A 26,912-nucleotide genomic window follows, 5' to 3' on the forward strand; every position below is an offset into this window, starting at 1 on the left:
GTAAGATGAAGTTTGTTGATGAAGCAACAATCCTGGTTGTGGCCGGGGACGGTGGTAATGGTTGTGTGAGTTTCCGCCGTGAAAAATATATCCCGAAAGGGGGCCCTGACGGCGGTGACGGCGGCGATGGCGGCGACGTCTGGCTGGAAGCGGATGAGAACCTCAATACGCTCATTGATTACCGTTTCGAGAAGTCTTTCCGCGCTGAGCGCGGCCAGAATGGTCAGAGCCGTGACTGTACCGGTAAACGGGGTAAAGATGTGACGGTTAAAGTCCCGGTCGGTACCCGCGTTATCGATCAGGGCACTGGCGAAACAATGGGCGACATGACAAAACACGGTCAGCGTCTGATGGTCGCCAAAGGCGGTTGGCACGGTCTGGGCAACACCCGCTTTAAGTCGTCCGTTAACCGTACGCCGCGCCAGAAAACCATGGGTACGCCGGGCGATAAGCGCGACCTGCAACTGGAGCTGATGCTGCTGGCCGACGTCGGGATGCTGGGCATGCCGAACGCCGGGAAATCGACCTTTATTCGCGCCGTTTCCGCAGCCAAACCGAAAGTGGCGGATTATCCGTTTACCACCCTGGTGCCAAGCCTCGGTGTCGTACGCATGGATAACGAGAAGAGCTTTGTGGTCGCGGATATTCCGGGGCTTATCGAAGGCGCCGCGGAAGGCGCTGGCCTGGGTATTCGCTTCCTGAAGCACCTTGAGCGTTGTCGCGTTCTGCTGCACCTGATCGATATCGATCCTATCGACGGTTCCGATCCGGTGGAAAACGCCCGCATTATCATCGGCGAGCTGGAAAAATACAGCGATAAGCTGGCGGCTAAACCGCGCTGGCTGGTCTTCAACAAAATCGACCTGATGGATAAAGCGGAGGCGGAAGCCAAAGCGAAGGCGATTGCTGAAGCCATGGGCTGGGAAGAGAAGTATTACCTGATCTCCGCAGCAAGCCAGGTGGGCGTAAAAGAGCTGTGCTGGGATGTGATGACGTTCATCATCGAAAACCCCATTGTTCAGGCGCAAGAAGAGCAGCAGCCTGAAAAAGTGGAGTTTATGTGGGATGACTATCATCGTCAGCAGCTTGAAGAAGCGGAAGTGGAAGACGACGAAGACTGGGATGACGACTGGGATGAAGACGACGAAGAAGGCGTCGAATTCATCTATAAGCGCTGATTCTCTGCGTCTCATAACGAAAAGGCTCCCGTCGGGAGCCTTTTTTTTCGCTTAGTTGTTCTGGTAAAGATCCTTGTACAACCGGCTTTCAAAACGCACCAGCGGGATACGTCGGTTGCGCTGATCGGCAGGTTCTACCGCATAACCCGACAGATACTGCACGAACGCCATCCGCTGTCCGCTCGCCGTGGTGATGAATCCGGCCAGGTTGTAAACCCCTTGCAGAGAGCCGGTTTTCGCCGACACCTTACCATCGACCCCTGCCTGATGCAGACCCGCACGGTACTGCAAAGAACCGTCGTAGCCCGCCAGCGGCAGCATGGAAATGAAATCCAGCTGGCTGTCGTGCTGAGCGATGTACTGCAGCACCTGCATCATCGTCGCCGGTGCGATCAGGTTGTGGCGGGACAAACCGGAACCATCGGCGATGATGGTATTGCCCAGCTCAACGCCCGCCTGCTGACGCAGAATCTGCCGTACCGCATCGGAACCCGCTCGCCAGGTGCCGGGCACGCCAAAACGGGCATGGCCAATGGTGCGGAAGACCGTATCGGCAATCATGTTGTCCGATTTTTTCAGCATTACCTTCAGCAGGTCATGCAGCGGCGCGGACTGTTTGCTGGCGATAACCGTTCCAGGGTCGCCAGGAAGCGTCTGACGCAGCAGCGTGCCGGTCCAGGTGATGCCTGCCTGCTTGAGCTCGTCTTTGAGGATAGCGCCTGCATAGCTGGCGCCGTCCTGAATGGCGAAGGCCAGCGGCAGCGGGTCGGTGCGCTGCGGCAGGCAGCCAGTCAGCGTATAGCGGTTTAAGTCGCCGGGAACGACGTCCAGCTCACAGTACTGCGCATCGCCTGAGCCACGAGCCAGCGTGCGAACTTGGCTGAACATGGTGACCGGGTAATATGACGCCACGCGGATGAACGCCAGATCGCCCGGTTTTTGCGCGCTGTAGAGTGAAACAGAAAAACAGTTACGATCGACAATAGCCGCTGCGGGCGGTGCGCTAAAACACTGGGTTAAGTCGTTCCACGGCCAGCCCGGAGCTTTATCGTGGCTGGCGAAAACGGAGGTATCAATCAGGATGTTGCCATCGATTTGCTGTACGCCCGACTTTTTCAGCACGGCGACCATATTGCGAAGATCCTGGCGTTTTAGCGTAGGATCGCCGCCAAAGCGTGCAATCAGGTCGCCTTTCAGGACGCCGCCATTCAGGCTGCCTTTGGTTTCAAGCGTGGTAGTGAAGCGAAAATCAGGGCCAAGCTGTAGCAGGGCGGCGAGGGCGGTGATCACCTTCTGGGTACTGGCGGGTAGCGCCATTTGTTGCCCGTGATAATCTATCTCCGGCGTCTGCGACCCGACTTTCTGCACCATAAGGGCAAGGTTTGCGCCCGCGGGGAGTTGGTTAATATACTCCTCAACGTTCGCGGCCTGAACGCTAAATGCTAAACTGGTGGTCAATCCGATGATAAATCTGGAAAATCGCATAATCTCGCGCTAACAACCTGGAAACAAGCCGTCATACTACGGCGCATCGCCCTGTAAAGTAAACGATGACCCATAGTGAACTTCAGGGTAAAATGCGTATCAAACAAAAAAATTGCTGCTGGCCTGGAATTTTGTGTCCGGGTCAGTTTTCTTTTTGCTTCTTTCCTGCCCACTGTGGCCCGGGAAGATAGCGGGGGCAGCGGTATGCTGCGCCTGAAGGAATGATGAAAGAGGTATAACTAATGCAAGCTATTCCGATGACCTTACGTGGTGCCGACAAACTGCGCGAAGAACTGGAGTACCTGAAATCCGTTCGTCGCCCTGAAATCATCGCCGCCATTGCCGAAGCGCGTGAGCACGGCGATCTGAAAGAAAACGCGGAGTACCACGCTGCGCGTGAACAGCAGGGCTTCTGTGAAGGCCGTATCAAGGATATCGAAGCGAAGCTGTCGAATGCGCAGGTTATCGATATCAGCAAAATGCCGAACAACGGGCGCGTGATCTTTGGCTCCACCGTCACGGTGCTGAACCTGGACAGCGACGAAGAGCAGTCATATCGCATCGTGGGTGATGACGAGGCCGACTTCAAACAGAACCTGATCTCGGTTAACTCGCCGATCGCACGCGGTCTGGTGGGGAAAGAGCAGGACGACGTCGTTATCATTCGCACCCCAGGCGGTGAAGTGGAATACGAAATCGTTAAGGTTGACTACCAGTAATGCTGGCGTATCGCGTAAGCGTTACGACAATGTAAAGATAAGAAAAAGGCCGCATAGCGGCCTTTTATCAACGTCAAGAGCGTGGCATTTTGCTCGTCTGTTTGCGCAAATCCCTCGTTTTACACAGAAATCGTGTTTAACTGAGGATATTCTTAGCGTGGCAGCGAGATTTTTCGCTCTGCGGTCGGGCGATAAAGCACCAGCGTTTTACCGATGACCTGTACGTTACAGGCGCCGGTTTCGCGTACGATAGCTTCCACGATCAGGGTTTTGGTTTCGCGGTCTTCAGAGGCGATCTTCACCTTGATGAGTTCATGGTGCTCTAACGCTTGTTCAATCTCGGCCAGCACCCCTTCGGTCAAACCATTATTGCCAAGCATAACTACTGGCTTGAGCGGATGTGCCAGACCTTTCAGGTGCTGTTTTTGTTTAGTACTCAGATTCATCGTATATTTTTGCTTACGTTGGGATTGAAAACGGTTCATTCTACCGCCATCTCCCTAATATCGCCAAATTGCCGCGTCGAAATTTACGTCGCTGGACACGATGAACCCGGATGGAATGTGAAATGACAGGTAAAAAGCGTTCTGCCAGCTCCAGTCGCTGGCTCCAGGAACACTTTAGCGACAAATATGTTCAACAGGCGCAGAAAAAGGGGTTACGTTCCCGTGCCTGGTTTAAACTTGATGAAATACAGCAAAGTGACAAACTTTTTAAACCGGGGATGACGGTCGTCGATCTCGGTGCGGCACCGGGGGGCTGGTCACAGTACGCGGTAACGCAGATCGGGGGTAATGGCCGCATCATCGCATGCGATCTTTTACCTATGGATCCTATCGTTGGTGTGGACTTCCTTCAGGGCGATTTTCGTGATGAATTAGTTCTGAAAGCGTTACTCGAACGCGTGGGTGATAGTAAAGTACAAGTTGTCATGTCAGATATGGCACCAAACATGAGCGGAACACCGGCGGTGGATATCCCCCGCGCCATGTACCTGGTGGAGCTGGCGTTGCAGATGTGTCGGGATGTCCTGGCACCGGGCGGCAGCTTTTTAGTGAAGGTGTTCCAGGGCGAAGGTTTCGATGAGTATCTTAGGGAAATTCGCTCCCTGTTTACGACGGTTAAAGTTCGTAAGCCGGACTCTTCGCGTGCGCGTTCACGCGAAGTGTACATTGTAGCGACCGGGCGAAAACCATAACCGACGGATGCCGGACGGCAGCTTTCGAAGCTGCGGTTTGAATTTTGGCGGATATAGAGTAACCTGACGCTGTTATTAACACAGTTGTAATAAGAGGTTAATCCCTTGAGTGACATGGCGAAAAACCTAATACTCTGGCTGGTCATCGCAGTCGTGCTGATGTCCGTGTTCCAGAGCTTTGGGCCCAGCGAGTCTAATGGCCGTAAGGTGGATTACTCTACCTTCCTGCAGGAGGTCAATCAGGATCAGGTTCGCGAAGCGCGTATCAACGGACGTGAGATCAACGTTACCAAGAAAGATAGTAACCGTTACACGACTTACATTCCGGTTAACGATCCGAAGCTGCTTGATAACCTGCTGACCAAGAACGTGAAAGTGGTTGGTGAACCGCCTGAAGAGCCGAGCCTGCTGGCTTCTATCTTCATTTCCTGGTTCCCGATGCTGCTGCTGATTGGCGTCTGGATTTTCTTCATGCGGCAGATGCAGGGCGGCGGCGGTAAAGGCGCCATGTCGTTCGGCAAGAGTAAGGCGCGCATGCTGACCGAAGACCAGATCAAAACCACCTTTGCCGACGTTGCGGGCTGTGACGAGGCAAAAGAGGAAGTGGCCGAACTGGTGGAGTACCTGCGCGAGCCGAGCCGTTTCCAGAAACTGGGCGGTAAAATCCCGAAAGGCGTCCTGATGGTCGGCCCTCCGGGTACCGGTAAAACGCTGCTGGCGAAGGCTATCGCCGGTGAAGCGAAGGTGCCATTCTTTACGATTTCCGGTTCTGACTTTGTGGAAATGTTCGTGGGTGTCGGTGCATCTCGTGTGCGTGACATGTTCGAACAGGCCAAGAAGGCGGCGCCGTGCATTATCTTCATCGATGAAATCGACGCCGTCGGCCGCCAGCGTGGCGCCGGTCTGGGCGGTGGTCATGATGAACGTGAACAAACGCTGAACCAGATGCTGGTTGAGATGGACGGCTTCGAAGGCAATGAAGGGATCATCGTTATCGCGGCGACAAACCGCCCTGACGTCCTTGACCCTGCGCTGCTGCGTCCTGGTCGTTTCGACCGTCAGGTTGTGGTTGGCCTGCCGGATGTTCGCGGTCGTGAGCAGATTCTGAAAGTACATATGCGTCGCGTACCGCTGGCGCCGGATGTCGATGCTGCGATTATCGCGCGCGGCACGCCGGGCTTCTCCGGTGCGGATCTCGCAAACCTGGTGAACGAAGCGGCGCTGTTTGCTGCACGCGGCAACAAGCGCGTGGTATCGATGGTTGAGTTCGAAAAAGCGAAAGACAAAATCATGATGGGTGCGGAACGTCGCTCCATGGTGATGACGGAAGCGCAGAAAGAATCCACCGCTTACCATGAAGCGGGCCATGCGATCATCGGTCGTCTGGTGCCGGAACACGACCCAGTGCACAAAGTGACGATTATTCCGCGCGGTCGCGCGCTGGGCGTCACCTTCTTCCTGCCGGAAGGCGATGCGATTAGCGCCAGCCGTCAGAAGCTGGAAAGCCAGATTTCGACCCTGTACGGCGGTCGTCTGGCGGAAGAGATCATCTACGGCGTAGAGCATGTTTCTACCGGTGCGTCGAACGACATTAAGGTCGCGACCAACCTGGCGCGTAACATGGTGACCCAATGGGGCTTCTCCGACAAACTCGGTCCGCTGCTGTATGCAGAAGAAGAAGGCGAAGTTTTCCTCGGCCGTAGCGTCGCGAAAGCAAAACATATGTCCGATGAGACCGCGCGTATCATCGACCAGGAGGTGAAAGCGCTGATCGAACGTAACTACGGTCGCGCACGTCAGATCCTGAATGACAACATGGATATCCTGCATGCGATGAAAGATGCGCTCATGAAATATGAGACCATCGACGCACCGCAGATCGACGACCTGATGGCGCGTCGTGATGTGCGTCCGCCAGCGGGCTGGGAAGATCCTGCTACGTCCAATAACTCTGATAACAACGGTACCCCGCGTGCGCCGCGTCCGGTTGATGAACCGCGTACGACCAATCCGGGCAACACGATGTCAGAACATCTGGACGACAAGTAAGATCTCCGCCTTGGGATATTCTGTCGTTACCTGTTAAAACCCTGGGGCTTGCCCCGGGGTTTTTCTTTTCTCTTTAACGTTTTACCAGGGACATTGTCATGAAACTCTTCGCTCAGGACACCACCCTCGATCTTTCTCATCCGCACGTCATGGGGATCCTCAATGTGACCCCCGATTCCTTTTCGGATGGAGGGACGCACAATCAGCTTGTGGACGCTGTTAAGCATGCCAATCTGATGATCAACGCCGGTGCGACGATTATCGATGTCGGCGGGGAGTCCACCCGTCCAGGCGCCGCCGATGTGAGCGTGGATGAAGAACTTTCAAGGGTTATTCCGGTGGTGGAAGCGCTGGCTCAGCGGTTTGAGGTGTGGATCTCTATCGATACCTCAAAACCGGAAGTGATCCGCGAATCCGCACGGGCTGGCGCGCATATCATTAACGATATTCGTTCGTTAACTGAGCCCGGCGCGCTGGAAGCGGCAGCGGAAACCGGTTTGCCGGTGTGCCTCATGCACATGCAGGGTCAACCTAAAACCATGCAGGAAGCGCCGAAGTACGATGACGTCTATGAGGACGTCAATCGTTTCTTTATTGAGCATATCGCGCGCTGTGAGCAGGCGGGAATCCCAAAATCAAAATTGCTGCTCGACCCGGGGTTTGGTTTCGGTAAAAATCTTGCTCATAACTATGCGCTTCTCGCACGGCTGTCTGAGTTTCATCACTTCGGTCTGCCGCTGTTAGTGGGTATGTCGCGTAAATCGATGGTGGGCCAACTGTTGAACGTCGGTCCGTCCGAGCGATTGAGCGGCAGTCTGGCGTGCGCCGTGATTGCGGCAATGCAGGGCGCGCAAATTATCCGTGTCCATGACGTCAAAGAAACTGTAGAAGCGTTGCGCGTGGTGGAAGCCACACTTTCCGGGAGGGAACACAAATACTATGAGTAACCGTAAATATTTTGGCACCGATGGGATCCGCGGTCGTGTTGGCGATGCCCCTATTACCCCTGATTTTGTTCTTAAACTGGGTTGGGCCGCCGGGAAGGTTCTGGCCCGTCACGGTTCTCGTAAGGTCATTATCGGTAAAGATACGCGTATATCCGGCTATATGCTGGAATCCGCGCTTGAAGCGGGCCTCGCGGCGGCCGGTTTGTCTGCCTCTTTTACGGGCCCGATGCCAACGCCTGCCGTTGCTTACCTGACGCGTGCTTTCCGTGCGGAAGCCGGGATAGTTATCTCTGCTTCACACAATCCGTTCTACGATAACGGCATTAAGTTCTTCTCTACCGAAGGCACTAAGCTTCCGGATGACATCGAAAAAGCGATTGAGGATGAGCTGGAAAAAGAGATCAGCTGTGTTGATTCTGCCGAGTTAGGCAAAGCCAACCGCATCGTTGATGCTGCTGGTCGCTATATCGAATTCTGTAAAGGCACCTTCCCGAATGAATTAGATCTCAACGATCTGAAAATTGTGCTCGATTGCGCCAACGGCGCCACCTACCACATCGCGCCGAATGTTTTTCGCGAGCTGGGCGCTAAAGTTATCACGATCGGCTGTGAGCCGAACGGCGTTAACATCAATGAAGAGGTGGGGGCAACGGATGTACGGGCCCTTCAGGCGCGCGTGCTGGCGGAAAAGGCCCATCTGGGTATCGCCTATGACGGTGACGGCGACCGCGTGATTATGGTTGACCACGAAGGGAACAAAGTCGATGGCGACCAGATCCTCTACATTATTGCCCGTGAGGCTCTGCGCCAGGGGCAGCTGCGCGGCGGCGCGGTGGGTACTCTGATGAGCAACATGGGGCTCGAGCTGGCGCTGAAACAGCTGGGCATTCCATTTGCCCGCGCGAAAGTGGGCGACCGCTACGTGCTTGAAAAACTGCAGGAAAAAGGCTGGCGCATCGGCGCGGAAAACTCCGGCCATGTGATTTTGCTGGATCAAACCACTACCGGCGACGGTATTGTCGCGAGTTTGCAGGTCGTTGCCGCGATGGCCCGCAATCATATGACCCTGCATGATCTGTGCAGCGGTATGAAAATGTTCCCGCAGGTATTAGTGAATGTTCGCTACCAGAACAGCACAGACAACCCGCTGGAGCATGAGAGCGTGAAAACCGTTACCGCAGAAGTGGAGGCCGCGCTGGGTAACCGTGGGCGCGTATTGCTGCGTAAATCCGGTACTGAGCCGTTGATTCGCGTGATGGTGGAAGGCGAGCATGAAGAGCAGGTCAATGCGTTCGCGCATCGTATTGCCGATGCAGTGAAAGCCGTCTGATATCGCCTGTGAAGTGTCTGAAAAGGCGACAATAGTCGCCTTTTTATTCGCCAAAAATGACGTCTTTGCTGTTTTTTTCCGCAGTTGATACAATAGCGCTAAATTGCCCTTGCGAAGCCCATTCGCTTTGGTTAGTATTCACACCCGCTTCAGTGGGAAACGTTAACGCCTCCCGCTTTATTGGTCGAAGCAATTGGTATGCAGTAATGCTGCAAGGAACAGGTTGATTATGTACGAAGCTCTTCTTGTCGTTTTCCTTATTGTTGCGATTGGCCTCGTAGGTCTGATTATGCTGCAGCAGGGTAAAGGCGCTGATATGGGAGCCTCCTTCGGAGCAGGCGCATCCGCTACGCTGTTTGGTTCAAGTGGTTCTGGTAACTTCATGACCCGCATGACCGCGATTCTGGCGACGCTGTTCTTCATCATCAGTCTGGCATTGGGCAATATCAATACCAATAAGACGAATAAAGGAAGCGAGTGGGAAAATCTGACTGCACCGAAATCGGAGCAGACTCAGCCAGTAGCGCCGGCGCAGCCGAGCAGCGATATCCCGCACTAAGCAGTAACTCTGTGCCGAGGTGGTGGAATTGGTAGACACGCTACCTTGAGGTGGTAGTGCCCGATTGGGCTTACGGGTTCAAGTCCCGTCCTCGGTACCAATATTTAAGAAAAAGACGTCGCAAGACGTCTTTTTTGTTTTCCCGCCGTTTATTAATAAACAAATCTTCACTGGTCGGTGTCCCTGCAAAATCGATAAAGTCTGTGTCTATTTTTACGTCACTGATGCAGGTAAACGACGTCGTGAATATTTACAGAACTTTTATTATTGCCGGTGCATTCGCTATTGCGGGATGCAGCAGCTCGTCTTCTTCTTTAAATACCGTCAATGAAATCAACGGTACCGCCGTTCCGGTTGTTCATGCGAATAACAGCGCGGCAGCGAGCACAGAGCAGGCATCCGTCACCTCATTTTACCAGGCGAACTCCCGGCAAATTTCTAAGCTTAGCTATTCGCTGAAAAGTGAATGGTTGCAGGATGTAAAGCCAGCAGAAGTGCTCGACCCGAGCAGCGATGTTCACCATGTTTATGCGGCATTGTCGAAGTTGGAAGAAATGTCGGAGATGAACGAGATATACCGTAAAGATAATAATATCGAGGGATTAAAGGCAATTAATCTGGCGCTGAAGCCGTGGACGCTGAATGCCTGAGAAACGGTTGCCGGAGTGCGGCAACCGTATGTCGCGATCAGAACTTAAAGTTGAAACCCGCGTAAGGGCCGTCGGCCAGAGTGTTATCTTTGTTACCGTCTTTACCTGCCATCTCAATATAGCGATAGCCAGCATCAATGCTCATTGATTTGGTGAGGTTAAAACGTACACTGGCGTTCGCTTCAACGTAGTCTTCGACACCACTTGAGAGCGAATCCGGCGAATAGTAATACTCCCCCATCAGCGTAATGAAATCACCTAACGGCAATTGCGCGCCGACGCCGACAGCCACGGCATAGCCCTCGTCGCCATTATTGGGGTTCAGATAAACAGCGCGTCCGCCAGGGGTGAGAATGAGCGAGCCCAGTGGGAAGTTGTATCCCATACCCAACCCGGCGATATCGCCATCGTTATCGCTGTGCGCCCAGTTACCGTTGAAGGTAAAACCCGGTTCGCTACCGCCAAATGTCGCGGAAAGGTTGGTGTAGTTTTCGCCTGCATCGCCGTGAAGATTGACAGCGGCGCTGGCAGTCCCGCTAACAGTGAGCGCCGCTATCAGCAACGCAGCTTTCGTTTTGAGCGTGTTCATTGTATGTCCCTACAGGTAAAAAAAGCCCGATACTGACGATCGGGCAAGTAAGACAAGGTGTCTGCTGCTACGTGCGTGTTATTGGCCGGAGATCTGCACCACAACACGGCGATCAGGAGACAGGCAGTTTTTCAGTGCGCTGCCGGTCATGTTATCGCAGGTATTACCCGTGACGGAGTCTGTCGCACCGCGACCTTCCGTCTGGATGTTTGCCGGAGACATACCGAGGCTGACCAGCTGCTCAGCAACGGCCTGGGCGCGACGAGCGGACAGTGCCTGGTTGTAAGAAGCGCTGCCGGTACGGTCGCTGTAACCAATGACCAGGGTGGTATTGCCAGTGGCAGACTGCAGGTCCGGAGAATGATACAGCTGGTTAATAGCCGCTTTGCCTTCGTTTGTCAGCGTTGCGGAGTCATAACCGAACATCACGTCAGACTTCAGGTTGAAGGTTTTTGGCTCTGCAGCTACTGGCGCCGGTGCTGGCGCAGGCGCGACAACCGGCTCTGGTGCATTTTGACCAAAGCGGTAGACGATGCCCGCCGTCACAGTGCTGATGTCTGCGGTCATGCCGATCTGGTTTTCATTACCCACATTGCTGACCCACTGGTATTCGAGGCGGCCAGCCAGGCTTGGGGTGAACGCGTACTCGGTACCGACTGCCAGCAGCGGGCGTACGCCAGTATCGAAGGTGCTGTGACCCGCGGTTTCGGTTTCCGCACGATAGCCCATGGCGCCTGCGCGACCGTAGAGATCCCAGCTATCGGAAAGGTCATAGCTGGCTTTAACAGAAAGCTGCAGACCCTGGCTTTTCATTTTACCGCCTACGGCACCGTTGTTGCCGTTGAACTGCATGTTGCCGAGGTAATCGTAACCGCCTTCAACCGCCAGCCAATTATTAATCTGATAGCCGCCGAAGAAGCCACCGCCGACATTGTCGTGGTTGATATCAATATCCGTCGCCTGACGAATATTGTCATTGAAGTCATTATTTGCGCTGGTATCAAAATAATGGGACCAGCCAAATTTTGCACCGCCGTACCAGGTACCAGCATCAGCGGCAGCAAATGCCGTGGACATTGTGCAAGCGTTTAAAATTGTCAGAGCGACAAGTGTTTTTTTCATTTTCTAACCCTGGATCTGTTATAACGTAGTCGAAACCACGTGAAATAGTCTTATAGCGCAAGCGGCTAAGATATCGATGTTTTTTAAATCAGTTAATGATTACTTTGTTTATTTTTAAATTGTTTTTAACTGTTTCAAAATATATTTATAACAGAAAGGAAGCCGCCACCGCTTGAAATATTAAAGCGGCGGTGGATGTCGTAGGGTTAGAATTTTTCAGGCAGGGTCGTAATGCTTTGCAAATATCCGCCGCGGATAAATTGGATATATTTCCCTTTTTTGAGTGCGGATAATACATTTAATACGCTGCTGCGTGATAAATGTGTCCGGTCCTGAATATAATCGAGCATTGAGGTACGCATGCGGGTTTCTTCAGGCAGCAGGATCATTTCCAGCAGATGGTTACGAATGACCGAATAGGTGCGCTGTTGCAAAACCAGCGTGTCGCGATACCCCATATAGGCGGTATGGTACGCCAGCAGGGCAGTAACATCCTGCCACAGGTTCTTTTCGGTAAAAATGCGGATGGCGACATCAGCATCAATTCGCAATACGGTGGATTCAACCTCTGTACGCAGACCGTGGCCACGCATGGGTTGCAGCATTTCTGCTACGCCAAACAGGTGGGGTTCGTAAACCGTTACCATCACTAGCCCATCGGATGCCCGCAGAATGGAAATCTCACCCTCTTTAAAAAGATAAAGCTGCGGCTCGCCTTTATAGTCCCAGGTGAGCTTTTTACGGGCAACTGATTTTAGCGTGATAGCATGTGGTTCCAGCGCAGCAATCAGTCGATCAATTGAGGGCTGCGGTCGTACAGGTTGCGAAATATGCATAGAAATCCTCATAAGAAATGATGATATCTTCCGTCGGAAATGATAGACGAGCATGTAAATGCACAATGGAAGGCGAAGAGGCAAATTACCCCAAAACCGGCCCAGTTTAGTAGGTTATATGGCGTTGGCAAAGTTTTTTTAGTTTAGAAAAATACACGGGTCAGAAATTTCTGACCCGTGTATTTGAAAGAGTTACTTTTTATTGCTGATTATTTCTGGTTATTGCCTGATTCCAGGTTTTCAACCTGCGGCAGGCCGTTAGCCGATGACGCGGAGAGCAGCCCGCTATTGGCATAAGTAAACAATTTTTCACGCGTATCTGTGATATCGAGATTGCGCATGGTCAGTTGCCCGATACGGTCGTCCGGGGAGAAAACGGAATCGCCTTTTTCCATAGTCAGACGCTCTGGCTTATAGGTCAGGTTGTCCGAGACGGTATTGAGGATCGAATAGTCGTTGCCGCGGCGCAGTTCAAGCGTGACCTCGCCGGTGATGGCGCTCGCAACCCAACGCTGCAGAGCATCGCGCAGCATCAGCGCCTGAGAGTCAAACCAGCGGCCCTGATACAGCAGACGACCTAACTGACGGCCATGGGCGTGGTACTGCTCAATGGTATCTTCGTTATGGATACCGGTCAGCAGGCGCTCGTAGGCGATATGCAGCAGCGCCATGCCCGGGGCCTCATAAATACCGCGGCTTTTGGCTTCGATGATTCGGTTTTCAATCTGATCGCTCATGCCTAATCCGTGACGGCCGCCAATACGGTTGGCCTCCATCATCATTTCGATATCGTCGCTGAAGGTTTTGCCGTTCAGCGCCACTGGATGGCCTTTTTCAAAGCGAACCGTCACTTCTTCCGCCGGGATCTTCACGTTTTCGTCCCAGAACTTCACGCCCATGATCGGGTTTACAATCTTGACGCTGGAGTTTAGAAACTCGAGGTCTTTCGCCTCATGCGTCGCGCCCAGCATGTTGGAATCGGTGGAGTAGGCTTTCTCAACCGACATTTTGTAATCGAAACCGCAGGCTATCATAAACTCGGACATTTCCTGACGGCCGCCGAGTTCGTCGATAAAGTCGGTATCCAGCCACGGTTTGTAAATTTTCAGTTCGGCGTTGGTCAGCAGGCCGTAGCGATAGAAACGCTCAATATCATTGCCTTTATAGGTGCTGCCGTCGCCCCAGATGTTTACGCCATCTTCTTTCATCGCGGCGACCAGCATGGTACCGGTGACGGCGCGCCCCAGCGGGGTTGTGTTGAAGTAGGTTAGTCCGCCCGTGGTGTTATGGAACGCACCGCACTGGATGGCGGCAATCCCTTCGGCGACAAGCTGCTTACGGCAATCGATCAGGCGGGCGTTTTCTGCGCCATATTCCATCGCACGGCGGGGAATCGCGTCATAATCCTCTTCATCTGGCTGGCCCAGGTTCGCCGTGTATGCATACGGCACAGCGCCTTTTTTTCGCATCCACAGCAAGGCGGCGCTGGTGTCCAGACCACCGGAGAAAGCGATACCAATACGTTGACCAACCGGAAGATGCTTGAGAATCGTCGTCATAAAGTAAAACCCTGATTGCCAGACTATGATGGAGTGATTGCTTAACGTCTATTGCATTTTTATGCAAAATAAGTGAGTTTTCATTTAAACACCTTTTCACCATTACGGGAAGAGATTCGTGTGTTTTTCGTGAAAAATTTGTTTTCTCAATGCGTTAATATTATGCATAACAGCGGATTTTTTATGCTGACGCTACCCTCAGGATGAATAGGTTGACACGGGTGGCGATACTTCAATATACTGAACGCCGATTTTACGTCCCGTCCTCGGTACCAAATCCCAGCAGTATTTGCGTTTTTTACTCAAAATGAGTAAAATATGCCACGTTTCAGGCGCGGGGTGGAGCAGCCTGGTAGCTCGTCGGGCTCATAACCCGAAGGTCGTCGGTTCAAATCCGGCCCCCGCAACCACTTTCCCTTTGAGTTCTTTTTCAAATATACTCTTCGTAGCTGGATTTGAAAAAATTCTCTCGGAAGGTACTCCAGACCGCACTTGCGGTTATAGGGTTCAGTTATCTAAAACCCCGATTTATCGGGGTTTTTTGTTATCTGACTAAAGAATAACTGGGCTTTACGCCCTTTTTTTATGTCTTGGGGGTGGGCTTGTCCACTTTAGAACAGAAATTGACAGAGATGCTTACGGCGCCGGTTGAGGCTTTGGGCTTTGAGCTGGTTGGCATCGAATTCGTTCGCGGTCGCACATCCACGCTGCGCATCTATATTGATAGTGAAGATGGCATCAATGTTGATGACTGTGCTGATGTGAGCCACCAGGTCAGTGCCGTCATGGATGTTGAAGATCCTATCACCGTTGCCTACAACCTGGAAGTTTCCTCACCGGGCCTCGACCGTCCTATGTTCACCGCTGCTCACTACACGCGTTTCCTCGGTGAAGAGATTTCGCTGGTTCTGCGCATGGCGGTACAAAACCGTCGCAAATGGCAGGGCATTATCAAAGCGGTAGACGGTGAAATGATCACCGTAACAGTCGAAGGCAAAGATGAAGTGTTCGCGCTGAGTAACATCCAGAAGGCGAACCTGGTTCCCCACTTTTAACAGTCTGGATTGAGGTGAAAGGCCCCGATGAACAAAGAAATTTTGGCTGTTGTTGAAGCCGTTTCCAACGAAAAGGCGCTGCCGCGCGAGAAAATTTTCGAAGCGCTGGAAAGCGCGCTGGCGACGGCCACCAAGAAAAAATACGAACAAGAGATTGATGTTCGCGTAGAGATCGATCGTAAAAGCGGCGACTTCGATACCTTCCGTCGCTGGGTGATCGTTGAAGAAGTTACTCAGCCGACCAAAGAAATTACGCTGGAAGCCGCGCGCTTCGAAGACGAAAGCCTGAACGTTGGCGAGTACGTTGAAGATCAGATCGAATCTGTCACTTTTGACCGCATCACGACCCAAACGGCGAAGCAGGTTATCGTGCAGAAAGTCCGTGAAGCCGAACGCGCAATGGTCGTCGATCAGTTCCGCGATCAGGAAGGCGAGATCGTCACTGGCGTGGTGAAGAAGGTGAACCGCGACAACATCGCCCTGGAAATCAAATCCGAAGGGATGGCCGGTAACGCTGAAGCGGTGATTTTGCGTGAAGACATGCTGCCGCGTGAAAACTTCCGTCCAGGCGATCGTATCCGCGGCGTTCTGTATGCCGTTCGCCCGGAAGCACGTGGCGCACAGCTGTTCGTGACCCGTTCTAAACCAGAAATGTTGGTCGAGCTGTTCCGTATCGAAGTACCGGAAATCGGCGAAGAAGTTATTGAGATTAAAGCGGCGGCCCGCGATCCGGGTTCTCGCGCCAAAATTGCCGTGAAAACCAACGACAAGCGTATCGACCCGGTCGGCGCCTGCGTCGGTATGCGCGGTGCGCGCGTTCAAGCGGTTTCTACCGAGCTTGGCGGCGAACGTATTGATATCGTGCTGTGGGACGACAACCCGGCGCAGTTCGTCATCAACGCAATGGCGCCGGCAGATGTCGCGTCTATCGTGGTTGACGAAGATAAGCACACCATGGATATCGCGGTAGAAGCGGGCAACCTGGCGCAGGCTATCGGCCGTAACGGTCAGAACGTCCGCCTGGCTTCACAGCTGAGCGGTTGGGAACTCAACGTGATGACCGTTGATGACCTGCAGGCGAAGCATCAGGCTGAAGCGCACGCGGCTATCGATACCTTCACGAAGTATCTCGATATTGATGAAGAGTTCGCTACGGTGTTGGTGGAAGAAGGTTTCTCCAGCCTGGAAGAACTGGCCTACGTGCCGATGAAAGAGCTGCTGGAAATTGACGGCCTGGATGAGCCAACCGTTGAAGCCCTGCGTGAACGTGCGAAAAACGCACTGACTACGCTGGCGCTGGCCCAGGAAGAAAGCCTCGGTAATAACCAACCGGCTGACGATCTGCTGAACCTTGAAGGTCTGGATCGCGCGATGGCATTCAAACTGGCCGCCCGTGGTGTTTGTACGCTGGAAGACCTTGCCGAGCAGGGCGTTGATGACCTGGCTGATATCGAAGAGATGACCGACGAGAAAGCCGGTGAGCTCATCATGGCAGCCCGCAACATTTGCTGGTTTGGCGACGAAGCGTAATAAACTGTAGCAGGAAGGAACAGCATGACCGATGTAACTGTAAAATCGCTGGCTGCCGAGATTCAGACCTCCGTGGACCGCCTGGTACAGCAATTTGCTGATGCAGGGATCCAGAAGTCCGCTGATGACTCGGTGACCGCGCACGAAAAACAAGCCTTGTTAGCGCACCTGAATCGTGAACACGGTTCTACGCCTGACAAGCTAACGCTGCAGCGCAAAACGCGCAGTACGTTGAATATCCCAGGTACCGGTGGCAAAAGTAAATCGGTACAAATCGAAGTCCGCAAGACGCGCACCTTTGTAAAACGTGATCCGCAAGAGGCAGAACGCCTCGCTGCGGAAGAGCAGGCACAGCGTGAAGCGGAAGAACAAGCTCAGCGTGAGGCGGAAGCAACTGCCAAACGTGAGGCAGAATTAAAAGCTGAACGTGAGGCCGCAGAAAAAGCGAAACGCGACGCCAGTGATAAAGCGAAGCGTGAAGCTGCGGAAAAAGACAAAGTGAGCAATCAACAGACAGACGAAATGACCAAAACCGCCCAGGCAGAAAAAGCCCGTCGTGAAAATGAAGCTGCTGAGCTCAAGCGTAAAGCGGAAGAAGAAGCGCGCCGTAAGCTTGAAGACGAAGCCCGTCGAGTGGCTGAAGAAGCGCGCCGTATGGCAGAAGAAAACGAGAAGAACGGTGTTGATACCGCTGAACAGTCTGAAGACACCAGCGATTATCACGTGACCACATCTCAGCACGCGCGTCAGGCAGAAGACGACAACGACCGAGAAGTGGAAGGCGGCCGTGGCCGTGGCCGTAATACGAAAGCGGCGCGTCCGGCGAAAAAAGGCAACAAACACGCCGAATCTAAGGCTGACCGTGAAGAAGCGCGTGCAGCGGTTCGTGGCGGTAAAGGCGGCAAGCAGCGTAAAGGTTCCTCCCTGCAGCAGGGCTTCCAGAAGCCAGTGCAAGCCGTTAACCGTGACGTTGTCATCGGTGAAACCATCACCGTTGGCGATCTGGCTAACAAAATGGCGGTAAAAGGCTCTCAGGTCATCAAAGCGATGATGAAACTGGGCGCGATGGCCACCATCAACCAGGTTATCGACCAGGAAACGGCACAGCTGGTTGCTGAAGAGATGGGCCACAAAGTTATCCTGCGTCGTGAAAACGAGCTGGAAGAAGCGGTAATGAGCGACCGTGATACGGGCGCTGCGGCTGAACCGCGCGCGCCGGTCGTGACCATCATGGGTCACGTTGACCACGGTAAAACCTCTCTGCTGGACTACATTCGTTCAACGAAAGTGGCCTCTGGCGAAGCGGGTGGTATTACCCAGCATATCGGTGCATACCACGTAGAAACCGAAAACGGCATGATCACCTTCCTGGATACCCCAGGTCACGCAGCGTTTACCTCAATGCGTGCCCGTGGTGCTCAGGCAACGGATATCGTTGTTCTGGTGGTTGCGGCGGACGACGGCGTGATGCCGCAGACCATCGAAGCTATCCAGCACGCGAAAGCGGCGCAGGTACCGCTGGTTGTTGCGGTGAACAAAATCGATAAGCCGGAAGCCGATCTGGACCGCGTTAAAAACGAACTCTCTCAGTACGGCGTTATGCCGGAAGAGTGGGGCGGTGAAGCGCAGTTCATCCCTGTTTCTGCGAAAGCCGGTACCGGTATCGACGACCTTCTGAACGCAATTCTGCTGCAGGCGGAAGTTCTGGAGCTGAAAGCGATTCGTAAAGGTATGGCGAGCGGCGCGGTCATCGAATCCTTCCTGGATAAAGGTCGTGGTCCGGTTGCTACCGTGCTGGTTCGCGAAGGTACCCTCAACAAAGGCGACATCGTACTGTGTGGTTTCGAGTACGGCCGTGTGCGCGCGATGCGTAACGAACTGGGTCAGGAAGTGCTGGAAGCAGGTCCGTCCATTCCGGTGGAAATCCTGGGTCTGTCCGGTGTTCCGGCTGCGGGCGACGAAGTCACCGTGGTGCGTGACGAGAAGAAAGCACGTGAAGTTGCGCTGTATCGTCAGGGTAAATTCCGTGAAATTAAACTGGCTCGTCAGCAGAAATCTAAACTCGAGAACATGTTCGCCAACATGACCGAAGGCGAAGTTCACGAAGTGAACATCGTGCTGAAAGCGGACGTTCAGGGTTCTGTGGAAGCGATTTCCGACTCCTTGCTGAAACTGTCTACTGACGAAGTTAAAGTGAAGATCATCGGTTCTGGCGTAGGTGGTATCACCGAAACCGACGCGACCCTGGCTGCTGCATCCAACGCCATTCTGGTCGGCTTTAACGTTCGTGCTGATGCGTCTGCGCGTAAAGTTATCGATGCGGAAAGCCTGGATCTGCGTTACTACTCCGTCATCTATAACCTGATCGACGAAGTGAAAGCGGCGATGAGCGGTATGCTGTCTCCGGAACTGAAACAGCAGATCATCGGTCTGGCTGAAGTTCGCGACGTGTTCAAATCACCGAAATTCGGTGCGATCGCGGGCTGTATGGTTACCGAAGGTACCATCAAGCGTCACAACCCGATCCGCGTCCTGCGTGACAACGTGGTTATCTATGAAGGCGAGCTGGAATCCCTGCGTCGCTTCAAAGATGACGTAAACGAAGTCCGTAACGGCATGGAATGTGGTATCGGCGTTAAGAACTACAACGACGTTCGCGTTGGCGATATGATCGAAGTGTTCGAGATCATCGAGATCCAACGTACTATCGCGTAATCTTCGTAAGATTGCCGATTGTAGACCGGGATCGCCTCGCGCCACCCGGCAATAATTTTAAAAGGGGCTGAGTGCCCCTTTTTTGTCTGGAGAATTTTATTATGGCGAAAGAATTTGGTCGCCCACAGCGTGTTGCCCAGGAGATGCAAAAAGAGATAGCCATCATCCTGCAGCGCGAAATTAAAGACCCGCGTCTGGGTATGATGACCACGGTTTCCGGCGTGGAAATGTCCCGTGACCTGGCCTATGCCAAAGTGTTTGTGACCTTTCTGAACGACAAAGATGAAGCGGCCGTTAAAGCCGGCATCAAAGCGCTGCAGGAAGCATCAGGCTTCATCCGCTCGCTGCTGGGTAAAGCGATGCGCCTGCGTATCGTGCCGGAACTGACCTTCTTCTACGACAACTCGCTGGTCGAAGGTATGCGCATGTCCAACCTGGTGACCAGCGTGGTGAAACATGACGATGAGCGTCGTGTTAACCCTGCGGACGACAGCAAGGAGGACTGATGAGTCGTCCTCGTCGTCGTGGTCGCGATGTGCATGGTGTACTGTTGCTGGATAAACCGCAGGGGGCATCCAGCAACGACGTACTACAGAAAGTTAAGCGCATCTATAACGCTAACCGCGCAGGGCATACCGGCGCGTTGGATCCGCTGGCAACCGGTATGCTGCCGGTGTGCCTCGGCGAAGCCACCAAGTTTTCCCAGTACCTGCTGGATTCCGATAAGCGTTATCGCGTGATAGCGAAGCTGGGCCAGCGTACGGATACCTCCGATGCCGATGGGCAGGTGGTGGAAGAGCGTCCGGTCACCTTCAGCGCCGCGGCGCTTGAGGCGGCGCTGGACAGTTTCCGCGGCGATACCCAACAGGTGCCGTCGATGTATTCGGCGCTGAAGTACCAGGGGAAGAAGCTGTACGAATATGCCCGCCAGGGGATTGAAGTGCCGCGTGAAGCGCGTCCGATAACCGTGTACGAACTGCTGTTTATTCGCCACGTTGGGGACGAGCTGGAGCTGGAGATTCACTGCTCTAAAGGCACCTATATTCGCACCATTATCGACGATCTTGGCGAGAAGCTTGGCTGCGGCGCGCACGTGATTTACCTGCGCCGTCTGGCGGTCAGCCGCTACCCGGTCGACCGTATGGTGACGCTGGAACAGCTGCAGGCGCTGGTCGCTCAGGCTGAAGAGCAGGGTATTCCGGCGGCAGACCTGCTGGACCCGCTGCTGATGCCGATGGACAGTCCGGCTGCGGACTATCCGCTGGTGAATATTCCACTCACCTCCTCCGTGTACTTTAAAAACGGTAATCCGGTACGCCAGTCAGGCGCGCCGCTGCATGGCCTGGTGCGCGTAACGGAAGGGGAAGAGGGCAAATTCATCGGGATGGGTGAAATGGATGATGAAGGGCGCGTCGCCCCGCGTCGTCTGGTTGTCGAGTATCCGCAATAATTGCCCGTATTGCGATAACAGGTCGCTGCGAGTAGAATATTGCCGCTTAGCGTCCGCTCATTGGTTTAACAATTGAGACGGGCGTTATCTCGGGGTTGCTGAATTAGAGATCGGCACCCTTTATTTCTTTTAATTTTGGAGTTGAAAATGTCTCTAAGCGTTGAAGCTAAAGCAAAAATCGTTTCCGAGTTCGGTCGTGGTACTAACGACAGCGGTTCTACCGAAGTTCAGGTTGCGCTGCTGACTGCACAGATTAACCACCTGCAGGGTCACTTTGCAGAGCACAAAAAAGATCACCACAGCCGTCGTGGTCTGCTGCGCATGGTTTCTCAGCGTCGTAAACTGCTCGACTACCTGAAACGTAAAGATGTCGCACGCTACACCGCGCTGATCGAGCGTCTGGGTCTGCGTCGCTAATTCTGGCGAGTTTCAGAAAGAGGGGCCTTCATGGCCCCTTTTTTCAACCAGATGGCAGCAATCCGCCGGAAACTCATGTATTGTTTGTATTGTTGCAATAAATGATCTTCATTGCAGAGGTTCGCGCGGCTAATGAGAGGCTTTACCCGCCAGGGTTAAGGTTGTCATTAGTCGCGAGGATGCAAGAAGATCGGGTTCTGAGCGGCATGCCGAAGGCGTGCCGTCACTTATCAAGACAAGAAAGGATAGAATTTTGTTAAATCCGATCGTTCGTAAATTCCAGTACGGTCAGCATACCGTTACGCTGGAAACCGGCATGATGGCGCGTCAGGCGACGGCAGCTGTTATGGTGAGCATGGATGACACTGCAGTTTTCGTGACCGTTGTTGGTCAGAAAAAAGCAAAACCAGGCCAGGACTTTTTCCCGCTGACCGTTAACTACCAGGAGCGTACTTACGCGGCCGGTAAAATCCCGGGTGGTTTCTTCCGTCGTGAAGGCCGTCCAAGCGAAGGCGAAACCCTGATCGCGCGTCTGATTGACCGCCCGGTTCGTCCGCTGTTCCCGGAAGGCTTCGTGAACGAAGTTCAGGTTATCGCGACCGTGGTTTCCGTTAACCCGCAGGTTAACCCGGATATCGTGGCGATGATTGGCGCCTCTGCCGCACTGTCCCTGTCCGGTATTCCGTTCAACGGCCCAATCGGCGCGGCGCGCGTGGGTTACATCAACGACCAGTATGTGCTGAACCCGACGCCGGAAGAGCTGAAAGTCAGCAAACTGGACCTGGTGGTTGCAGGTACCGAAGCGGCTGTGCTGATGGTGGAATCCGAAGCTGAGCTGCTGAGCGAAGACCAGATGCTGGGCGCGGTCGTTTATGGCCACGAGCAGCAGCAGATCGTTATCCAGAACATCAACGCGCTGGTGAAAGAAGCTGGCAAGCCGCGTTGGGACTGGCAGCCGGAAGCGGTTAACGAAGCGCTGAACGCGCGTGTTGCTGCACTGGCTGAATCTCGCCTGAGCGAAGCTTACCGCATCACCGACAAACAAGAGCGTTATGCTCAGGTTGACGTCATCAAATCTGAAACCATCGACACGCTGGTTGCTGAAGATGAAACCCTGGACGCTAACGAGCTGGGTGAAATCCTGCACGCTATCGAGAAAAACGTTGTTCGTAGCCGCGTACTGGCAGGCGAACCGCGTATCGATGGCCGTGAAAAAGACATGATCCGTGGTCTGGACGTTCGTACTGGCGTACTGCCGCGTACGCACGGTTCCGCGCTGTTCACCCGTGGCGAAACGCAGGCGCTGGTTACCGCGACGCTGGGTACCGCCCGTGACGCGCAGATCATCGATGAAATCATGGGTGAGCGCACTGACACCTTCCTGTTCCACTACAACTTCCCTCCGTACTCTGTCGGTGAAACCGGCATGGTTGGTTCTCCGAAGCGTCGTGAAATTGGTCACGGTCGTCTGGCGAAGCGCGGCGTTCTGGCCGTTATGCCGACGATGGAACAGTTCCCGTACACCGTTCGCGTGGTGTCTGAAATCACCGAATCCAACGGTTCTTCTTCCATGGCTTCCGTGTGCGGCGCATCTCTGGCGCTGATGGACGCAGGCGTTCCGGTGAAATCCGCGGTTGCGGGTATCGCGATGGGCCTGGTGAAAGAAGGCGACAACTTCGTCGTGCTGTCTGACATCCTCGGCGATGAAGATCACCTTGGCGACATGGACTTCAAAGTAGCGGGTTCCCGCGATGGTATCTCTGCGCTGCAGATGGATATCAAAATTGAAGGCATCACCAAAGAGATCATGCAGGTTGCTCTGAACCAGGCTAAAGGTGCGCGTCTGCATATCCTCGGCGTGATGGAACAGGCAATCAACGCGCCGCGTGGCGATATCTCTGAATTCGCACCGCGCATCCACACCATCAAGATCAACCCGGACAAGATCAAAGACGTGATCGGTAAGGGCGGCTCTGTGATTCGTGCGCTGACCGAAGAGACCGGCACCACCATCGAAATCGAAGATGACGGTACCGTGAAGATCGCAGCAACCGATGGCGACAAAGCGAAGCATGCGATCCGCCGTATCGAAGAGATCACCGCAGAGATCGAAGTGGGTCGCATCTACAACGGTAAAGTCACCCGTATCGTAGACTTCGGCGCATTTGTCGCAATCGGCGGCGGCAAGGAAGGTCTGGTACACATTTCTCAGATCGCTGACAAGCGCGTTGAGAAAGTGACCGACTACCTGCAGATGGGTCAGGAAGTCCCGGTTAAGGTTCTGGAAGTTGATCGTCAGGGCCGTATCCGTCTGAGCATTAAAGAAGCGACCGAGCAGTCTCAGCCAGCAGTCGCGCCGGAAGCTCCGGCGAGCCAACAAGGCGAGTAAGGTTGCCATTTGCCCTCCGCGTTTGCGGAGGGCGTATTCCGGGCAGGACGCTTGTTTGCAGCCGGGGAACAGGACGTTCATCCAATTGTTGTCTTCGGGAGTGGGAAATGAAGCCTTTTTTGCGCTGGTGTTTCGTTGCGACAGCACTCACGCTGGCAGGATGCAGCAACTCTGCCTGGCGTAAGAGTGAAGTCCTCGCAGTGCCATTGCAACCGACTTTGCAGCAAGAAGTGATTCTGGCACGCATGGAACAAATTCTTGCCAGTCGGGCTTTAACCGATGACGAACGCGCACAGCTTTTATATGAGCGCGGAGTGTTGTATGATAGTCTCGGTCTGAGAGCTTTAGCGCGCAATGATTTCTCGCAAGCCTTAGCAATCCGACCGGATATGCCTGAAGTATTCAATTACTTAGGCATTTATTTAACGCAGGCAGGCAATTATGATGCTGCCTATGAAGCGTTTGATTCTGTACTTGAGCTTGATCCAACTTACAATTACGCGTACTTAAACCGCGGCATCGCGTTGTATTACGGTGGCCGTGCTAAGTTAGCGCAAGATGATCTGCTGGCGTTTTATCAAGACGATCCCAACGATCCTTTCCGGAGCCTGTGGCTTTACATCGTTGAGCGTAAGCTCGATGAAAAGCAGGCGTTAGTCGCTCTCAAACAGCGCTACGAAAAATCCGATAAAGAACAATGGGGATGGAACATTGTCGAGTTCTACCTCGGCGACATTAGCGAAGCAACGCTGATGGATCGCCTGAAGGCTGACGCAACGGATAACACCTCGCTCGCTGAACATCTCAGTGAAACCAACTTCTATTTAGGTAAGTACTACCTAAGTCTGGGGGATAAGGACAGCGCTGCGGCACTGTTCAAACTGGCGGTGGCTAACAACGTTCATAACTTTGTTGAGCACCGATACGCATTGTTGGAATTAGCGCTCTTGGGCCAGGAGCAAGACGACCTGGCAGAATCGGACCAGCAATAGCTGACGAACAAATCAGCCCGTAATCTTTTTTTGATTGCCATCACCTTCGCGGGTGAGGGCTTTATTGTTCGTTAATTCAACTAATTTGAGCCGGTTCACACTTTTCAATGAAAATTGCCCTTAGTTTTCACGATGAGTTATGTAGACTGGCCGCCATTGATTTTGAGGCACACGTACTACATGGCTGAATTCGAAACCACTTTTGCAGATCTGGGCCTGAAGGCTCCTATCCTTGAAGCCCTTAACGATCTGGGTTACGAAAAACCATCGCCGATCCAGGCGGAATGTATCCCGCACCTGTTGGGTGGCCGTGACGTTCTGGGTATGGCCCAGACCGGTAGCGGTAAAACTGCAGCGTTCTCTTTGCCGCTGCTTAACAATCTCGATCCTGAACTGAAAGCACCCCAGATTCTGGTGCTGGCACCGACCCGCGAACTGGCGGTTCAGGTTGCTGAAGCGATGACGGATTTCTCTAAACATATGCGCGGCGTAAACGTGGTTGCCCTGTACGGCGGCCAGCGTTATGACGTGCAGTTACGCGCCCTGCGTCAGGGGCCGCAGATCGTCGTCGGTACGCCGGGACGTCTGCTGGACCACCTGAAACGTGGCACCCTGGACCTTTCTCGCCTGAGCGGTCTGGTACTGGATGAAGCTGACGAAATGCTGCGCATGGGCTTCATCGAAGACGTAGAAACTATCATGGCGGAGATCCCGGACGGTCACCAGACCGCGCTGTTCTCTGCAACCATGCCGGAAGCGATTCGCCGTATTACCCGCCGCTTTATGAAAGAGCCGCAGGAAGTGCGTATCCAGTCCAGCGTGACCACCCGTCCTGACATCAGCCAGAGCTACTGGACCGTCTGGGGCATGCGTAAGAACGAAGCGCTGGTGCGTTTCCTGGAAGCGGAAGATTTTGACGCTGCCATCATTTTCGTGCGCACCAAAAACGCGACGCTGGAAGTGGCGGAAGCCCTTGAGCGTAACGGTTACAACAGCGCGGCGCTGAACGGCGACATGAACCAGGCGCTGCGTGAGCAGACCCTGGAGCGTCTGAAAGACGGTCGTCTGGACATCCTGATCGCCACCGACGTTGCGGCTCGTGGTCTGGACGTAGAACGTATCAGCCTGGTCGTTAACTACGATATCCCTATGGATACCGAATCTTACGTTCACCGTATCGGCCGTACCGGTCGTGCGGGTCGCGCCGGTCGCGCGCTGCTGTTCGTGGAAAACCGTGAACGCCGCCTGCTGCGCAACATCGAACGTCTGATGAAGCTGACCATTCCGGAAGTGGAACTGCCGAACGCAGAACTGCTGGGCAAACGCCGTCTGGAAAAATTCGCCGCGAAAGTTCAGCAGCAGCTGGAAAGCAGCGACCTGGATCAGTACCGCAACCTGCTGACCAAAATGCAGCCGGAAGGTACTGAAGGCGAACTGGATATGGAAACGCTGGCCGCCGCGCTGCTGAAAATGGCGCAGGGCGAACGTCCGCTGATCCTGCCGCCGGATGCACCGATGCGTCCTAAGCGTGAGTTCCGTGACCGTGACGATCGTTTCGAGCGTCGTGGCGACCGTAACGATCGTGGTCCACGTGGCGACCGTCCAGAGCGTGGTGGTGAAGACCGTCCGCGTCGTGAGCGTCGCGATGTCGGCGAAATGGAGCTGTACCGCATTGAAGTGGGTCGTGACGATGGCGTTGAAGTGCGTCATATCGTTGGCGCGATTGCTAACGAAGGCGACATCAGCAGCCGTTACATCGGTAACATCAAGCTGTTCGGCACCCACTCCACCATCGAGCTGCCGAAAGGCATGCCGGGCGAGGTTCTGCAGCACTTTACCCGTACCCGTATCCTGAACAAGCCGATGAACATGCAGCTGTTGGGTGATGCGCAGCCGCGCACTGACCGTGGCGGTGGTCGTGGTTTCGGTGGTGAACGTCGTGAAGGCGGCCGTGAAGGCGGTCGTGGTGGCGAAGGCCGCCGCTTCTCCGGCGAACGTCGTGAAGGCCATCGTGGTCAGCGTCGTGATGACAACGGTGCGCCGCGCGCCCCGCGTCGTGAAGACAACGGCAGCCGTCGTCGCTTTGGCGATGCATAAGGTCAGCGTAAAAAACTGCACTTACTGACGTAAAGTAATATATACA

General features: G+C 54.0%; 24 protein-coding genes and 2 tRNA genes. 20 read left to right on the forward strand and 6 right to left on the reverse strand.

Annotation, left to right across the window (positions count from 1 at the left end; translation table 11 throughout):
- Window positions 1–5 precede the first annotated feature (5 nt).
- Window positions 6–1,178: an Obg family GTPase CgtA gene (cgtA, locus tag JO226_RS06460; RefSeq protein ID WP_293535715.1), complete on the forward strand. Its 1,173-nt coding sequence runs from the start codon at window positions 6–8 to the stop codon at window positions 1,176–1,178.
- Window positions 1,179–1,229: 51 nt separating this feature from the next.
- On the opposite strand, the gene dacB is transcribed toward cgtA, so the two are convergent.
- Window positions 1,230–2,663, reverse strand: a complete 1,434-nt coding sequence (gene dacB / locus JO226_RS06465) for a serine-type D-Ala-D-Ala carboxypeptidase (RefSeq protein ID WP_293535717.1) — start codon at window positions 2,661–2,663, stop codon at window positions 1,230–1,232.
- A gap of 242 nt (window positions 2,664–2,905) precedes the next feature.
- Between dacB and greA the strand changes: the two genes are divergently transcribed.
- On the forward strand, window positions 2,906–3,382 hold the full coding sequence (gene greA, locus JO226_RS06470) for a transcription elongation factor GreA (protein ID WP_293535719.1): 477 nt from the start codon (window positions 2,906–2,908) through the stop codon (window positions 3,380–3,382).
- Window positions 3,383–3,534: 152 nt separating this feature from the next.
- On the opposite strand, the gene yhbY is transcribed toward greA, so the two are convergent.
- Window positions 3,535–3,828: a ribosome assembly RNA-binding protein YhbY gene (gene yhbY, locus JO226_RS06475; RefSeq protein ID WP_007369919.1), complete on the reverse strand. Its 294-nt coding sequence runs from the start codon at window positions 3,826–3,828 to the stop codon at window positions 3,535–3,537.
- 122 nt (window positions 3,829–3,950) lie between these two features.
- Between yhbY and rlmE the strand changes: the two genes are divergently transcribed.
- The 7 genes from rlmE to JO226_RS06510 all read left to right on the forward strand — a co-directional run bounded on the left by rlmE (window position 3,951) and on the right by JO226_RS06510 (window position 10,115).
- Entirely contained in the window at window positions 3,951–4,580 is a 630-nt protein-coding gene (gene rlmE, locus JO226_RS06480; protein ID WP_013364548.1) for a 23S rRNA (uridine(2552)-2'-O)-methyltransferase RlmE, read from the forward strand.
- A 114-nt stretch (window positions 4,581–4,694) separates the two neighbouring features.
- The gene (gene ftsH, locus JO226_RS06485; RefSeq protein ID WP_293535722.1) at window positions 4,695–6,629 is read left to right on the forward strand and encodes an ATP-dependent zinc metalloprotease FtsH; all 1,935 of its coding nucleotides are present in this window, start codon (window positions 4,695–4,697) and stop codon (window positions 6,627–6,629) included.
- Between the two features lie 98 nt (window positions 6,630–6,727).
- Window positions 6,728–7,576: a dihydropteroate synthase gene (gene folP / locus JO226_RS06490; RefSeq protein ID WP_293535724.1), complete on the forward strand. Its 849-nt coding sequence runs from the start codon at window positions 6,728–6,730 to the stop codon at window positions 7,574–7,576.
- A complete protein-coding gene (gene glmM / locus JO226_RS06495; protein WP_293535726.1) occupies window positions 7,569–8,906 on the forward strand; it encodes a phosphoglucosamine mutase in 1,338 nt (445 codons plus the stop codon). Before folP ends, glmM begins: the two co-directional genes overlap by 8 nt.
- A gap of 229 nt (window positions 8,907–9,135) precedes the next feature.
- Window positions 9,136–9,465 (forward strand): preprotein translocase subunit SecG, encoded by a 330-nt coding sequence (gene secG, locus JO226_RS06500; RefSeq protein WP_293535728.1) that lies wholly within the window; start codon window positions 9,136–9,138, stop codon window positions 9,463–9,465.
- Between the two features lie 13 nt (window positions 9,466–9,478).
- Window positions 9,479–9,565, forward strand: a tRNA-Leu gene (locus tag JO226_RS06505).
- Window positions 9,566–9,707: 142 nt separating this feature from the next.
- Window positions 9,708–10,115: a hypothetical protein gene (locus tag JO226_RS06510; RefSeq protein WP_293535730.1), complete on the forward strand. Its 408-nt coding sequence runs from the start codon at window positions 9,708–9,710 to the stop codon at window positions 10,113–10,115.
- Window positions 10,116–10,152: 37 nt separating this feature from the next.
- Here the strand turns inward: JO226_RS06510 and JO226_RS06515 are convergent, their stop codons facing one another.
- The 4 genes from JO226_RS06515 to argG all read right to left on the reverse strand — a co-directional run bounded on the left by JO226_RS06515 (window position 10,153) and on the right by argG (window position 14,221).
- Window positions 10,153–10,704 (reverse strand): YfaZ family outer membrane protein, encoded by a 552-nt coding sequence (locus JO226_RS06515; protein WP_293535732.1) that lies wholly within the window; start codon window positions 10,702–10,704, stop codon window positions 10,153–10,155.
- Between the two features lie 78 nt (window positions 10,705–10,782).
- Window positions 10,783–11,826 carry a porin OmpA gene (gene ompA, locus JO226_RS06520; RefSeq protein WP_293535734.1) on the reverse strand — a complete coding sequence of 348 codons (1,044 nt, stop codon included), beginning with the start codon at window positions 11,824–11,826 and terminating at the stop codon, window positions 10,783–10,785.
- 206 nt (window positions 11,827–12,032) lie between these two features.
- Entirely contained in the window at window positions 12,033–12,662 is a 630-nt protein-coding gene (locus tag JO226_RS06525) for a winged helix-turn-helix transcriptional regulator (RefSeq protein ID WP_293535736.1), read from the reverse strand.
- Between the two features lie 209 nt (window positions 12,663–12,871).
- Window positions 12,872–14,221: an argininosuccinate synthase gene (argG, locus tag JO226_RS06530; protein ID WP_293535738.1), complete on the reverse strand. Its 1,350-nt coding sequence runs from the start codon at window positions 14,219–14,221 to the stop codon at window positions 12,872–12,874.
- Between the two features lie 333 nt (window positions 14,222–14,554).
- Between argG and JO226_RS06535 the strand changes: the two genes are divergently transcribed.
- The 11 genes from JO226_RS06535 (at window position 14,555) to JO226_RS06585 (ending at window position 26,866) form a co-directional block, all read left to right on the forward strand.
- Window positions 14,555–14,631 (forward strand) — tRNA-Met (locus tag JO226_RS06535).
- Window positions 14,632–14,823: 192 nt separating this feature from the next.
- Window positions 14,824–15,276, forward strand: a complete 453-nt coding sequence (gene rimP / locus JO226_RS06540; RefSeq protein ID WP_293535740.1) for a ribosome maturation factor RimP — start codon at window positions 14,824–14,826, stop codon at window positions 15,274–15,276.
- Between the two features lie 27 nt (window positions 15,277–15,303).
- Window positions 15,304–16,806: a transcription termination factor NusA gene (nusA, locus tag JO226_RS06545; RefSeq protein WP_293535742.1), complete on the forward strand. Its 1,503-nt coding sequence runs from the start codon at window positions 15,304–15,306 to the stop codon at window positions 16,804–16,806.
- A 24-nt stretch (window positions 16,807–16,830) separates the two neighbouring features.
- Window positions 16,831–19,521, forward strand: coding sequence for a translation initiation factor IF-2 (gene infB, locus JO226_RS06550; protein WP_293535744.1), 2,691 nt, complete (start codon window positions 16,831–16,833; stop codon window positions 19,519–19,521).
- A gap of 101 nt (window positions 19,522–19,622) precedes the next feature.
- A complete protein-coding gene (rbfA, locus tag JO226_RS06555; RefSeq protein WP_013364561.1) occupies window positions 19,623–20,027 on the forward strand; it encodes a 30S ribosome-binding factor RbfA in 405 nt (134 codons plus the stop codon).
- The gene (truB, locus tag JO226_RS06560) at window positions 20,027–20,971 is read left to right on the forward strand and encodes a tRNA pseudouridine(55) synthase TruB (RefSeq protein ID WP_293535747.1); all 945 of its coding nucleotides are present in this window, start codon (window positions 20,027–20,029) and stop codon (window positions 20,969–20,971) included. The genes rbfA and truB overlap by 1 nt, the downstream gene beginning before the upstream one ends.
- A gap of 147 nt (window positions 20,972–21,118) precedes the next feature.
- Window positions 21,119–21,388 carry a 30S ribosomal protein S15 gene (rpsO, locus tag JO226_RS06565; RefSeq protein ID WP_003861789.1) on the forward strand — a complete coding sequence of 90 codons (270 nt, stop codon included), beginning with the start codon at window positions 21,119–21,121 and terminating at the stop codon, window positions 21,386–21,388.
- Window positions 21,389–21,641: 253 nt separating this feature from the next.
- On the forward strand, window positions 21,642–23,777 hold the full coding sequence (gene pnp, locus JO226_RS06570) for a polyribonucleotide nucleotidyltransferase (RefSeq protein WP_293535803.1): 2,136 nt from the start codon (window positions 21,642–21,644) through the stop codon (window positions 23,775–23,777).
- A gap of 107 nt (window positions 23,778–23,884) precedes the next feature.
- The gene (nlpI, locus tag JO226_RS06575) at window positions 23,885–24,769 is read left to right on the forward strand and encodes a lipoprotein NlpI (RefSeq protein ID WP_293535806.1); all 885 of its coding nucleotides are present in this window, start codon (window positions 23,885–23,887) and stop codon (window positions 24,767–24,769) included.
- 107 nt (window positions 24,770–24,876) lie between these two features.
- Entirely contained in the window at window positions 24,877–24,957 is an 81-nt protein-coding gene (gene yrbN / locus JO226_RS06580) for a protein YrbN (protein ID WP_125452138.1), read from the forward strand.
- Window positions 24,950–26,866 carry a DEAD/DEAH family ATP-dependent RNA helicase gene (locus JO226_RS06585; protein WP_293535808.1) on the forward strand — a complete coding sequence of 639 codons (1,917 nt, stop codon included), beginning with the start codon at window positions 24,950–24,952 and terminating at the stop codon, window positions 26,864–26,866. Before yrbN ends, JO226_RS06585 begins: the two co-directional genes overlap by 8 nt.
- Window positions 26,867–26,912 lie beyond the last annotated feature (46 nt).

Origin of the sequence: Pluralibacter sp. (assembly GCF_019237635.1) — a bacterium.
Lineage (GTDB): Bacteria > Pseudomonadota > Gammaproteobacteria > Enterobacterales > Enterobacteriaceae > Enterobacter_B.